Annotated in this window: 12 protein-coding genes and 1 pseudogene; 4 read left to right on the plus strand and 9 right to left on the minus strand. The window is 66.4% G+C overall.

Features of this window, described 5'->3' with window-relative positions; translation table 11 throughout:
• The coding region (locus Q0925_RS10770) for a surface glycoprotein (RefSeq protein WP_299335311.1) at positions 1-223 on the minus strand (223 nt) is incomplete at its 3' end.
• Positions 224-673: 450 nt separating this feature from the next.
• Positions 674-1,228, minus strand: coding sequence for a metallophosphoesterase (locus Q0925_RS10775; RefSeq protein WP_299335313.1), 555 nt, complete (start codon positions 1,226-1,228; stop codon positions 674-676).
• A 74-nt stretch (positions 1,229-1,302) separates the two neighbouring features.
• Here Q0925_RS10775 and Q0925_RS10780 point away from each other — a divergent pair, with 74 nt between their 5' ends.
• Positions 1,303-2,244: a cation diffusion facilitator family transporter gene (locus Q0925_RS10780; protein WP_299335315.1), complete on the plus strand. Its 942-nt coding sequence runs from the start codon at positions 1,303-1,305 to the stop codon at positions 2,242-2,244.
• 153 nt (positions 2,245-2,397) lie between these two features.
• On the opposite strand, the gene Q0925_RS10785 is transcribed toward Q0925_RS10780, so the two are convergent.
• Entirely contained in the window at positions 2,398-3,432 is a 1,035-nt protein-coding gene (locus tag Q0925_RS10785; protein WP_299335317.1) for a threonine aldolase family protein, read from the minus strand.
• 125 nt (positions 3,433-3,557) lie between these two features.
• Here Q0925_RS10785 and Q0925_RS10790 point away from each other — a divergent pair, with 125 nt between their 5' ends.
• Positions 3,558-4,646, plus strand: coding sequence for an aminopeptidase (locus Q0925_RS10790; RefSeq protein ID WP_299335320.1), 1,089 nt, complete (start codon positions 3,558-3,560; stop codon positions 4,644-4,646).
• 108 nt (positions 4,647-4,754) lie between these two features.
• Here Q0925_RS10790 and lrp read toward each other — a convergent pair whose 3' ends face one another.
• Positions 4,755-5,222 carry an HTH-type transcriptional regulator Lrp gene (gene lrp / locus Q0925_RS10795; RefSeq protein WP_299335322.1) on the minus strand — a complete coding sequence of 156 codons (468 nt, stop codon included), beginning with the start codon at positions 5,220-5,222 and terminating at the stop codon, positions 4,755-4,757.
• Positions 5,223-5,347: 125 nt separating this feature from the next.
• Between lrp and glnA the strand changes: the two genes are divergently transcribed.
• A complete protein-coding gene (gene glnA, locus Q0925_RS10800) occupies positions 5,348-6,709 on the plus strand; it encodes a type I glutamate--ammonia ligase (protein WP_299335325.1) in 1,362 nt (453 codons plus the stop codon).
• Between the two features lie 245 nt (positions 6,710-6,954).
• Here glnA and Q0925_RS10805 read toward each other — a convergent pair whose 3' ends face one another.
• The 5 genes and pseudogenes from Q0925_RS10805 to Q0925_RS10825 all read right to left on the minus strand — a co-directional run bounded on the left by Q0925_RS10805 (position 6,955) and on the right by Q0925_RS10825 (position 10,929).
• Positions 6,955-7,791: a phosphatase PAP2 family protein gene (locus Q0925_RS10805; RefSeq protein ID WP_299335327.1), complete on the minus strand. Its 837-nt coding sequence runs from the start codon at positions 7,789-7,791 to the stop codon at positions 6,955-6,957.
• Positions 7,792-7,836: 45 nt separating this feature from the next.
• Positions 7,837-8,307, minus strand: a pseudogene (locus Q0925_RS10810) (hypothetical protein); the annotation flags it as partial.
• A 138-nt stretch (positions 8,308-8,445) separates the two neighbouring features.
• Positions 8,446-9,126, minus strand: a complete 681-nt coding sequence (locus Q0925_RS10815) for a methyltransferase domain-containing protein (RefSeq protein WP_299335329.1) — start codon at positions 9,124-9,126, stop codon at positions 8,446-8,448.
• A 76-nt stretch (positions 9,127-9,202) separates the two neighbouring features.
• Positions 9,203-9,736 carry a hypothetical protein gene (locus Q0925_RS10820; protein WP_299335331.1) on the minus strand — a complete coding sequence of 178 codons (534 nt, stop codon included), beginning with the start codon at positions 9,734-9,736 and terminating at the stop codon, positions 9,203-9,205.
• A 71-nt stretch (positions 9,737-9,807) separates the two neighbouring features.
• Positions 9,808-10,929, minus strand: a complete 1,122-nt coding sequence (locus Q0925_RS10825; RefSeq protein WP_299335333.1) for a tRNA (guanine(26)-N(2))-dimethyltransferase — start codon at positions 10,927-10,929, stop codon at positions 9,808-9,810.
• 122 nt (positions 10,930-11,051) lie between these two features.
• On the opposite strand from Q0925_RS10825, the gene Q0925_RS10830 reads away from it, so the two are divergent.
• Entirely contained in the window at positions 11,052-11,399 is a 348-nt protein-coding gene (locus tag Q0925_RS10830; RefSeq protein WP_299335341.1) for a hypothetical protein, read from the plus strand.
• Positions 11,400-11,677: the final 278 nt, after the last annotated feature.

The raw sequence follows: 11,677 nt of genomic DNA on the forward strand, positions 1-11,677 counted from the left end.
GGAGTTCTTGATCGCTATCCACGGTAGCGGTGTCGATTGTAATATTTACGTCGTGTGTGAGCGTGTCGTTGACGAGCCCGGAATTCGGCGTTACCGACGAATTCCCTGCCTCAAGAGTCTGCGCAGCAGCACTCCCCGAGAACGCCACGGTACCAGCGAAGACGCTGAGCACCATGAGCGTCGCGAGGATCACTGCGCGAGCTTTCTTATTATAGTCTGTCATGTTTTGCGTTTGTTGTTGGATCGGCAATCCGGAGTCATCCTTTCATGCCGGGTTCGTGGTCTGACCGGTTGTCGGTCTATCCACGGGTAGGGGTGTTGGAAACGAACGCGGAGTATGGTAAATACTTTGTGTTCAGGTCAGTCGTGTGTCAGACGGTCCCACGGGCCGGTTCAGGCCGGTTTCGGCGGGGGGCGTGGACTGTAACCGTGGACGGGTCGGGACGGCGAGACGTGGCACGGGGGGTGAGAACCGGCGGCGGCGCATCGCCGCGATATCGGCGGGGGCCCACGCCCCTCAGTCGGTGGTGTAGGCCGATAACGGAAGGCTACAACGACCGTTTGAGCATACGGTGTGTCTATTATCCCCTCGGACGCATGATGAATCGCGTGGCCCCTTTGGACCGCGCTTCGGCCCTCAACCTCGTTCCCCTGAGAGAACACGGACGAGCGATCAGTCCACACGAACTCGGTCGAACACGTCACCGTCCGGTGTTCGGAGAACACCAACGAGTGCCGCCTCGCCGGTGTCGAACGGGGCAACCCCGGCGGGTCGGTCGTCTCCTCTCGGCGTCCACAGTTCGGCGTGGCCCGGCCGGTTCCCTCGCGGGTCGGCGTGGCTGCCCGGATTCAAAAGCGTCGGGCCGGTCTCGGGGGTATCGACCGACGGGCGGTGGGTGTGGCCGCTGACGACGAGGGACGCGCCGCGGTGGCGGCCGAACAACGACAGGGCGGTCCCGCCGCCACGCTCGGTGTGTGTGACCGCGATCTGAACGCCCGCGTATGTCGTGGTGGCGGCGGAGGGAAGGCGGTCACGGACGGCGGGGGTGTCGGCGTTGCCGTGGACGGCGACCAGTCGGTCGGCGGCGCGACGAAACCCATCGAGTACCGCCGGCGTCGTGAGGTCGCCGGCGTGGATCACGAGGTCGGCGGCGGTCAGGGCCTCGCGGGTCCGACCGGTCAACCGGTGGTCGTCGGTGCCGTGGGTGTCGGAGCAGACGACGAGCATACGAAACGCTCGGGGCGGGTGGACAACTGGGTTGCGGTCGGAAGGGTGAACCGTTGGCCGAACGACATGTCGGTATGGCTGGTAGCACGTCGGTCGTTCTGGCCGCACTCGTCGCGAACGGAGCCATCGCCGTCCTGAAGTTCGGGGCGTTTCTGCTCACCGGGAGTCCGTCGATGCTCTCCGAGACGTACCACTCGATTTCGGACACCGGCAACCAGGTGTTTCTCCTTCTGGGCATCCGGAACAGCAGAAAGGCCCCGAGCCGTGACCACCCCTTCGGCTACGGCAAGGCACAGTTTTTCTACAGCTTTCTGGTCTCGGTCCTGTTGTTCGGTATCGCAGGCTGGGAGAGTCTTCAACACGGCTACGACGCCGTCCGTCACGGTCACGGGGGTGCGCCCGGGACGGTGACGCTCGCAGGAACGTCGGTCGACACCATCTGGATCAGTGTTGTCGTCCTCCTCGGAGCCATCGCGTTCGAGGCGTACGCGTTCACGAAGGCATACGCCGAACTGCGCCGACAGATGACGGAGTATGGTTGGACCGGACTGGCCGAGGCGTTCCGGTCGACGAGCGACGTGACGACACTCACCGCGTTTACCGAGGACGCGATTGCCCTCGTGGGCGCGGCCGTCGCACTCGTCGGTATCGTGTTGTCGCGGGTGACCGGGAATCCGGTCTACGACGCCGTTTCGGCGGTGATCATCGGCCTGTTGTTGATGGGGTTCGCGCTCGCACTCGCGTGGGAGAACAAACGCCTCCTCCTCGGCGAGAGCGTTCCGTCCGAACTGGAGTTGGCGTTTCGGTCGATCATCACCGAGCATCCGGGCGTGGCCCACGTCGACGGCTTCCGGACGATGTTCGTCGGGCCGGCCGACATCCTCCTCACCGCCGACGTGAGCTTCGACGACGACCTCACGGCGGAGGGAGTCGACGACGACATCGGCCGGATCGAGGCGAAACTCCGGGAGCGCGACGACCGGGTCCGGTTTACCTACGTGGAACCGGAGTTGTGACCGAGCAACACACGGTGGCCGACGGTCGGGCGAGCGTGGATGGAGGCGCTGACAACCGACTCGGCCGACCGGCCCCGTCGACGCGTCGGTCGCTCCGGAGACGCCGACGAGAACCGGACCCCGAACGCGGTCGCCGGACGGCTACGGGACGTGTCAGTCCGACGATGTGTGTGTGAGCGCCGTTCGGGTGCGGTCGATTGCTGTCTCCACGTCCGACCGGTCGACGCCGAGGTGTGTACAGAACCGGACGGTGCGGTCGCCGAAGGGGACACAGGCCACGTCGTGGGCGGCCAGACGGTCGACGACCGTCTCCGGATCGAGCCCCGTTCCCGCAACGTCGGCAACGACGATGTTCGTCTCGGGGTCCGGGACGGATACCCCGTCGACGGCGTCGAGGCCGTCGGCGAGTCGGGCGGCGTTCTCGTGGTCGGTCACGAGGCGGTCGCGGTTCTCCAGTGCGAGCAGTCCGGGGGCGGCGAGCAGCCCCGCTTGCCGCATCCCGCCGCCGAGGAGTTTCCGGACCCGCCGGGCCTCGTCGACGAACGCCTCGGGGCCGGCGAGAACGGAGCCGACGGGCGCACCCAGACCCTTCGAGAGACAGAACAGGACGGAGTCGACGGGGGCGACCATCTCGGCCGGGTCGACACCGAGGGCGACGCAGGCGTTGAACAGGCGCGCGCCGTCGAGGTGGACGGGAATAGCGTGGTCGGCGGCGGCGGTGGCGGCGGCACGGACACGCGCGACGGGAACCGCCACGCCGCCGCGGGCGTTGTGCGTGTTTTCGAGCGCGACCAACCCGGTGCCGGGCCGGTGGAGATCCGCCTCGTGGCAGTGGTTGTGGATCTGGTCGGGCGTGAGCGCGGCCCGGTTGCCGGCGTCGACGGTTCGGGTCTGGAGGCCGGCCCCACGGGCGAGGCCACCCACCTCCCAGCGAACCATGTGGGCCTCGCTGTCGACGATGACCTCGCTTCCGGGGTCGGCGTGAACGCGTGCGGCGATCTGATTCCCCATCGTCCCCGTGGGGACGAACAAGGCCGATTCGGTGCCGACGATGGCCGCGGCGCGGCGTTCGAGGTCGTTCACCGTCGGGTCGTCGCGGTAGACGTCGTCGCCGACGGGGGCGTCGCGGGCGGCGTCGCGCATCGTTTCGGAGGGACGGGTGACCGTGTCCGATCGGAGGTCGATCATACGTCGATTCGGTGTCGCCGGAAAAAAACAGCTCCGGACGGTCACACGGACCGTCGCGCGGTCGTCGGGACGGATCAAAAGCGCACACGCGGAAAGGCTTTGCCGCCCGCGCCGGAACGAGAGGTATGGACCCGCGCATCCGCACCCACGCGGAAGTCATCGTGGACCACTCGACGCGAATCGAGTCGGGCGACAACGTCGTCATCAGCATGCCGGCGGTCGCGGAGGACCTGGCGGTCGCGTTGCACGAACTGCTCGGCGACCGAGGGGCGAACCCGGTCTATTTGAACAACTCCGAGCGGGCGAGTCGGGCGTTTCTGCGTGCGAGCGACGACGAGGACTTCGAGACGCCGGCCCACCGACTCGCCCTGTTCGAGGAAGCCGACGCCTTCGTTATCGCGCGTGGCGGTCCGAACGTCTCCGAGCAGGGCGACGTGAGCCCCGAAACCAACGCCGCCTACCGTCGAGCGGTGCGGCCCGTTCTCGACGAGCGCCTCGAAAAGCGGTGGTGTCTCACCCAGTACCCTTCCTCGGGCCACGCCCAACTGGCGGGGATGAGTACCGAGGCATACGAGAACTTCGTGTGGGATGCGGTGACACTCGACTGGGAGGCTCAGCGCGACCACCAAGCCCGGATGGTCGAGATTCTCGACGGGGCCGACGAGGTTCGGATCCGGAGCGGCGACGAGACGGACGTCACCATGTCGGTGGCCGGCAACCCCACGATCAACGACTACGGCGAACACAACTTGCCGGGCGGTGAGGTGTTCACCGCGCCGGTCAGGGAGTCGGTCAACGGCCGCGTTCACTTCGACCTCCCGTTGTACCGCAAGGGCAAAGAGATCACGAACGCACGCCTCCGATTCGAGGACGGCTACGTCGTCGACCACAGCGCCGAACAGAACGAGGACGTACTCACGGGGATTCTCGACACCGACGATGGGGCGCGCTATCTGGGCGAACTCGGCATCGGAATGAACCGTTCCATCGACCGGTTCACCTACAACATGCTGTTCGACGAGAAGATGGGCGATACGGTTCACATGGCGGTCGGCAACGCCTACGCGGACACGGTCGGCGAGGGGAACGAGCGCAACGAGAGCGCGGAACACGTCGACATGATCGTCGATATGAGCGAGGAGTCGACCATCGAGGTCGACGGCGAGGTGGTCCAGCGAAACGGAACCTTCGTTTTCGAGGACGGTTTCGAGTAGCCGGAGAACCGGGGAGCCGGGCTTTTCGGGGTGGTTTCGAACGACGTCGTGGGCGACGGAAACGGTGGGATCGGACGCTCGCGGTGGGGGCCGCCGGTCCGGTCGTGGCTACGCCTCGTCCGCCTCGACGTCGAGGTCGAACTGCCGGCCCTCGGCCACCGTGTTGAGAATGACGCTCGTGTTCGACTCGCGGATGTCGGCGTCGGTCAACAGGGCCTTGATCTGGTCGTCCATGCCGTCGGTGTCGATAAACTTCGCGACGGCGATGACGTCGTAGTCGCCCGTTACCTCGTAGACGCTGACCATCTGTTTGTGCTCCTGTAGGTCGTCGGTGATGTGCGGGAGCGCGCTCCCTTCGACTTTCAACTGAAGGATGGCCGTCACGTCGTAGCCGAGTGCGTCGTAGTTCACGCGTGGGGTGTACCCCTGTATAACGCCTTCATCCTCCAGGTCACGCAGGTGATTCGAGACGGTCGTGACCGAGACATCGAGTTCTTCTGCGAGGCTCCGCAGACTGGCACGGCCGTCACCGAAGAGTGCGTTGATCAGCTTGGCGTCGAGATTTTCGTACGTCATGGCAGTTACGAACGTTCCGGGGGGTATAGAAGTTTACGAATATCCAATTCGCATGCGGGCAGGGGGAAATTGCAGACAACAAAAAGGGCTTAATACTAGGAGTATAGATTGACTCTGTCCATAACATGACGGACGAAACCACGACGGCTGACGGCGGTTTGACGGCCGAAGAACAGGATGTAATCGATGAAATCGACGAAAAAAACGTCGATTTCCTCCGGCTTCAGTTCACCGATATCTTGGGCACGGTAAAGAACGTCTCGGTCCCGGCGAGTCAGGCCGAGAAAGCGTTCGCCGAGGGTATCTACTTCGATGGCTCCTCGATCAACGGGTTCGTTCGGATCCAAGAGTCCGACATGCGACTCGACCCCGATCCGTCGACGTTCGCCATTCTGCCGTGGCGAGACGGCTCCGCGGCGCGGCTTATCTGTGATGTGATCAACACCTCGACCGGCGAGCCCTTCGAGGGGGACCCGCGTCGTGTGCTGAAAAACGCCGTCGACCGCGCCAGCGAGATGGGCTACGAGGTGAATATGGCTCCCGAACCCGAGTTCTTCCTGTTCGAGGAGGACGAGGACGGCCGCGCGACGACAAAGACCAACGACGCCGGCGGCTACTTCGACCTCGCACCGAAGGATCTCGCCTCCGATGTCCGTGGCGACATTATCGACGGATTGGAGAGCATGGGCTTCAACACCGAGGCCTCGCATCACGAGGTCGCTCAGGGACAACACGAGATCAACTTCACCTACGACGACGCGTTGTCGACGGCCGACAACGTCGCCACCTTCCGTGCGGTCGTCCGCGCCATCGCGGCCGAACACGACCTGCACGCGACGTTCATGCCCAAGCCCATCGCGCGGATCAACGGCTCGGGCATGCACACCCACATGTCGCTGTTCAAGGATGGCGAGAACGCCTTCCACGACGACGACGGCCAGTTCAACCTGAGCGACACGGCCAAAAGTTACATCGCGGGCATCCTCGACCACGCGCCGGCGATCACGGCGATCGCCGACCCGACCGTCAACTCCTACAAGCGGCTGGTCCCGGGGTACGAGGCCCCCGTTTACGTCGCGTGGTCCGACCGCAACCGGTCGGCGCTCATCCGCAAGCCGGCCGCGCGAGTGCCCGCGGCCTCGCGGATCGAACTCCGGTCGCCCGACCCGTCGTGTAACCCCTACCTCGCCTTCGCGGCCATGATCCACGCCGGCCTCGACGGCGTCGAACGCGGCCTCGACTGTGCCGATCCCGTTCGGGAGAACATCTACGAGTTCGACGAGGAGAAACGCGAGGAGTACGGCATCACCACCCTGCCGTCGAACCTCGGCGAGGCTATCGACGCCCTCGAGGAGAACGAGGTTATCCGGAGCGCCCTCGGCGAGCACGTCGCCGAGAAGTTCATCGAGGCCAAGTCCCAGGAGTTCGGCGAGTACATCGTCGAGGTGTCCGACTGGGAGATCGACCGCTACCTCGAGAAGTACTAACGGCGACCGGCCGGCTGTGGCGTTGGTGTTTTTTTGTTGAGTCCGATGAGGGGGAACGGACCGGCAGCGTCGAGGTGTGTTCGCCGCCGTGTCCGCTTCCGGATGGACGTTCCACAGGCAGCGCGCGCTCGGACGCCGGGTCGGCCGGAGTCGGTGAACTCGTGATCGTCCGACCGGAATCCGGTTGGTGGTATCCTATCAGGGTCAGCCCACGGGTGGTCGTGGCGGTCCGGTGGGTCGTGACGCTAGTCCGCCAACCCGGGTATCACGAGGATCAGCGCGACGGTCCCCCCGGCCAGACCGCCCGCGACGGGCAGTGTCACCCCGCCATCGAGAACGAGAACGGCGACGACGACACCCGGGATGAGCGCGAGCGAGGCGGCGAGGCGGCGCGTCGACGGGGTGGCATCGGTGACGCGGTCGGCGCCGGTCCGCCACCCGATCCAGCCACCGGCGGCGGCGGCCGCGGCGACGACGGTGTCGGTGACCACCGCGGTGGCCAGCCCCGCGAGACCAACGGCGACGGCGAGAGCGAAGGTACGACCGGTTTCGGCGGCGGTCACACGCTCGGGCGAGCGGCCGGGGCCGACGCGGAGTCCGGCGGCGACGTAGCCGGCGCCGACGGCGACGCCGACGGCCACGTCGACGAGGTAGTGGACGCCGATGACCACCCGCGAGGCGGCGACGATAACGATCAGAACGGCGGCGGCCGCCGAGAGGCGGTCGTCGTCGAAAAGGGCGGCGATGCCCCCGTAGACGACCGTCGCGCCCATGGCGTGGCCGCTGGGGAAGCCGTATCCGTCCGTTCCCGCACCCGGGGGACGCGGGAGCGCGAAAGCGTGTTTGAGCGCGAGCGTCGCCGTGAGACCACCGAGGGCGAGGGCGAGCGCCGTCGCCATTCGGGCCGAGGAGACACCGAGATGGTCGGCAAGCAGATAGCCGGCGGCGACGACGAGTAGGAGCGTCACGGGGTCGCCCAAGCGCGTGAGAAGGCCGAACAGGTCGACGACCGACTCGGGAAGCGTCTCGACGATCGGGATCTCGCCGACACCGCGGTCCGCGGGTGTGGAGCCGACACGCATACCGTCGGTTTCGTCGGCAGGGATTATATACTCGTTCGTCCGCGATCAGCGGCGGAACCGTCGAACGGCCTCGGCGGCCTGGGCCGGTTTGCCGAGCAGCGAGAGTCCGACCCCGAAGAGGACGAACAGGACATAGAGGCCGAGCGTCGAGAGAAAGATGATAATCATGGCAACGACCGCGAGGAGGTCGCTCAGAAGGTAGAACGCACCGAGGGTCATGGCGGTGCCGTAGAGCAAAACGAGATACGGCCCCCAGCCACGGGCGTGACCGCGGCGCATCCGGCGGCGAACGTACCGTTTCAGTTCCGCTTCCAGTTCCGGCCGGTCGACGGTGCGTTCTTCCACATCGGACTCGAAGGCGTCGAGGTCGGCGCGCACCTCGTCGACCCGGTCGGCGAGGTCGTCGATATCCGGTGCGGGCGACGGATCCGTCTCCGCGTCTCGCGTGTCGTCTCCGGTCATTGCCGTCGTTCCGGTGACTCGGGCCGGCGGGTGTTGTACCTGCCGGTCCGAGCCGCCGATCCGACAGGGAGAACGGTGTCGGTCGTCGCGACCGGGCAGAGCACGAGGCCGACGACACAGCCTCACGTTACGATGACCGTCTCGGCCCTGTGGCCGCCGAACAACGGGACGGTCGAAACCGCGGGACCGGGATCAGGGTGCGACGCCGACGGTGAGGAGCGTCCCCCACGTCCGGTAGCGGTCGACCATCGCCTCGCGGGAGTCCCAGTCCTCCGTCGGAAACGCCTCGGCCGGCGGAATCTCGATCTCTCTGTCCGGGATGGTGTCCTGTTCGGCGACGTGGAACCCCGCCTCACGGAACGCCTCGCGATACCTGTCACGGTCCCACAACTGCATTTCGATGCCCACCTGTTCCTGCCACCTGTGGGTGTGGACACTCTCCTCGAAGAAGTTGACCGCACAAAAGAACGTGCCGCCGGGACGGAGGATCCGTCGGATCTCCCGGAGAACGGTCTCCGGTTCGGTGGCGTAGTAGAACGCTTCCATCGACCAGACGTGGTCGAAGTCCCCGTCGGCGAAGGGAAGGGACTGGAAATCGCCGGTCAGAAACGTCACGGCGTCGTCGTCTGTGTATCCGCGGGCGTTCCGGACCATCCGTCGTGAGGCGTCGATACCGACGCCCTGACCCGCATCACGCGTCTCCCGGAGCGCCCGCAGCGCGTAGCCCGACCCGGTGCCGAGGTCGAGGATCCGATCGCCGGCTTCGACGGGCATCCGGCCGAGGGCGTGTTTCGCCGTGTGCCAGTGGCGCTGTTCCATCCCCTTGTCTTTGCCTTGGGCGGCCCACGCGTCGAACTCCGTCTGGACGCTCATCGGGTACGTCTGATGGCGGGCGGACACAAACCGTTGCTGATCGGAGCGCAGGGTGCGCCGTTCCGGCCGTGCCGTCTCACAACAGGCCCTTGACCGTGTTAACGACCGTCCACGTCGCCTGCTTGATCGGTTTGCCGTCCGCGCCGTTGATCACGATGCCACGGACGGTCCGTTCGCCGTTCCGACGGACGACCGCGCCGTTTTGCGCGGCGGTGACAAACAACGGCACGGGGTTATCGGCCGCGGCGAGATCCTCCGCGGTGTCACGGGTCATCTGCATCCGCAGATCCGCGTCGTCGCGGCGTGACTGCTGGAGGTCGGTGATCCGTCCGTCGGAGCGCATCCGGAACGAGTAGGTAACGTCGGTCCCGACGAGATACACGTTGACGATGTTACCCGTGATCTGGTTGTAGATCTGTCGCTGTGCGAAGTTCATATCGGCGTCACCGATGTTCTCGTTGTACCGGGGCTGCATCTCCTCGAAGTCGGCAAAGAGATCGTCGGCCCAGTCCGGCTGGTCCGAGGACTGTGCGGCGACGGGACTCGACATGGCGACCATCGAGAGCGTGACGAGGAACGCGACAGCGATGCGTCCGATCGCCCTATTCATACCTACAGGATGGCACCCGGTGTATTTGTGGGTTTGGGCCGTACGCAGCGTCGAACAGCCGATCGGCCGCCTCAGTCGGCCGTCGCGTCCCGGATCTCCGTGACGCCGGCGTCGGTCTTGAACGTCGTCCCCCCGTAGTGGGCGCGGGAGGCCTCGAAGCCGGCCGCCCGGAGGTCGTCGAGAAAGTCGTCCATCGCGGGTGCAGAGCGGGTCCACTCCTTACACAGGCGGTGTTGGTCGTAGTGGGTCGGTTCGTCGAGTTCGGCCTCGAGCGTCCGTAGCATACGGTCGGCGCGGGTCGCTTCGCCCATATCGCCGGTCAGTTCCCGGCGAACGGCGGCGACGAACTCGCGGTCGCGGATCGAACCGAGCCACAGGGGGCCGGCGGTGACGAGGCGGTCGCTCCCGCAGGCCGGGCAGTCCGCGGGCGGGTCCGCGATCAGACCGACCCCGCTTTCGCGGGCGAGACAGTCCTCGCAGTGGTGGACGTAGCCGAGTTCGTCGATGCAGTCGTCGGCACGGGTCGCCCGGCCGTCGAGTTCGAGATATGTTCGGGCGTAGTGACGGGAGACGTGCGAACAGATCGGGCGGGCGGCGGTGTCGTAACGGGCGGCGGTCCGCACCATCGCCGAGAGCAGGATTCGCAGCCCCATTTCGGGGTGGTAGTCGGTGTTGCGGGGGACCGCGGCGTACGAGCGGACGCCGCTCTCGAAATGTGCGCCACAAAGGGGCGCGGTGTCGGTGGCGGTGACACAGACCAGATCACGGGCGTTGGCGAAGGCGGCGTCGGCGAAGGGGACCGGCGTGCCGAAGGGATCGATGTCGACCACGTCGAACACGGTCGTCGACTCGTGCATGAGTGCGTTCGCGTCGCGGTCGACGACGGTGACGTCCATATCGTTGTGGGCGGCGTTCTCGCGGGCGAGGGAGACGGCGTCGGCGTCGGTGTCGGCGGCGGTGGCGTCCCAACCCCCGGCGGCCGCCCGGAGCGCCCGCACCCCGGTCGCCGTCATCGCGTCCAGATACGTCTCGGCGCGGGGTTCGCGGTCGGCGTACGCCCGGAGGACGGCGACGGTCACGTCGCGGTTCAGTTCTTGTGTCGGATTGTAGAAGACACCATCGCCGCGGCCCTCGCTCGCGCCGTCGCGGGCGTCGGGCGCGTCGAACTCGACTCGCCCCTCGGTGACGCGCATGGTGCCCGTGGGCGGGGGATGTCAAAAAGCGGCGCGGTTCGGAGCCGGCACGTCGGACGCCCGGCGTGCGGTCGTCGGACCGACCGAACCCCTTTAGACGGCGAGGCCCGACGTTTCGGGTCGTGAACGAGGACGAGGGGTGGCGAGCGGCGCTCTCGGCGGCCGGGACACTCTCCGGACCGATAGTCGACGCCATCCTCTCGGTCCACGGCGACCGGGGCCAACGAGCGATCGAAGCCGTTTCCGAGGAGCGGATCAAGCAGTACCGCGATTTCACGGTCGTCGTCGGCCACGACGACGAGTATATCGTCGAGAACGGCGGCTGTACCTGCAAGGACGCGGAGTACAACCTCGATACGACGGATCCGACACAACGGTGTTGGCACGCCCTCGCGGTCGAGGTGGCCGAACGCGTCGGCGCGGTCGACCACCACGACATGTGGTACTCCGAGGTGCGGGAGTTCCTCTGACAAGCGCCGGCGCGTTCGTGTGACCGACAGGTGGTGTTCGACGGCGCCGAACCCCGAACCCCGGACCCTCGACGGGGATCCGACCGGATGTCGGCGGGCGAATGGAGCGTGTCGGTGTCGTGCGTGCCGCGTACACAGTCCACACAGTCATACGCGACTCGTGGGTGTACCCCGCAGCGAGGGAAACGAGATGTCCCGGCCCACCTGCCACGGCTCCGACGGGGTCGACCCCTCCCGCGAGGAGGCGTGGGTACTCCACGCCGCGGTGCTCAGCCACA

Origin of the sequence: Haloplanus sp. (assembly GCF_028275055.1) — an archaeon.
In the GTDB taxonomy this organism is placed as follows: Archaea; Halobacteriota; Halobacteria; order Halobacteriales; family Haloferacaceae; genus Haloplanus.

Bases quoted from the DNA above. Each gene is read 5' to 3' on its own strand.
- Q0925_RS10775 (WP_299335313.1), bottom strand. From the start codon at position 1,228: ATGCTCGTCGTCTGCTCCGACACCCACGGCACCGACGACCACCGGTTG.
- Q0925_RS10780 (WP_299335315.1), top strand. From the start codon at position 1,303: ATGGCTGGTAGCACGTCGGTCGTTCTGGCCGCACTCGTCGCGAACGGA.
- Q0925_RS10785 (WP_299335317.1), bottom strand. From the start codon at position 3,432: ATGATCGACCTCCGATCGGACACGGTCACCCGTCCCTCCGAAACGATG.
- Q0925_RS10790 (WP_299335320.1), top strand. From the start codon at position 3,558: ATGGACCCGCGCATCCGCACCCACGCGGAAGTCATCGTGGACCACTCG.
- lrp (WP_299335322.1), bottom strand. From the start codon at position 5,222: ATGACGTACGAAAATCTCGACGCCAAGCTGATCAACGCACTCTTCGGT.
- glnA (WP_299335325.1), top strand. From the start codon at position 5,348: ATGACGGACGAAACCACGACGGCTGACGGCGGTTTGACGGCCGAAGAA.
- Q0925_RS10805 (WP_299335327.1), bottom strand. From the start codon at position 7,791: ATGCGTGTCGGCTCCACACCCGCGGACCGCGGTGTCGGCGAGATCCCG.
- Q0925_RS10815 (WP_299335329.1), bottom strand. From the start codon at position 9,126: ATGAGCGTCCAGACGGAGTTCGACGCGTGGGCCGCCCAAGGCAAAGAC.
- Q0925_RS10820 (WP_299335331.1), bottom strand. From the start codon at position 9,736: ATGAATAGGGCGATCGGACGCATCGCTGTCGCGTTCCTCGTCACGCTC.
- Q0925_RS10825 (WP_299335333.1), bottom strand. From the start codon at position 10,929: ATGCGCGTCACCGAGGGGCGAGTCGAGTTCGACGCGCCCGACGCCCGC.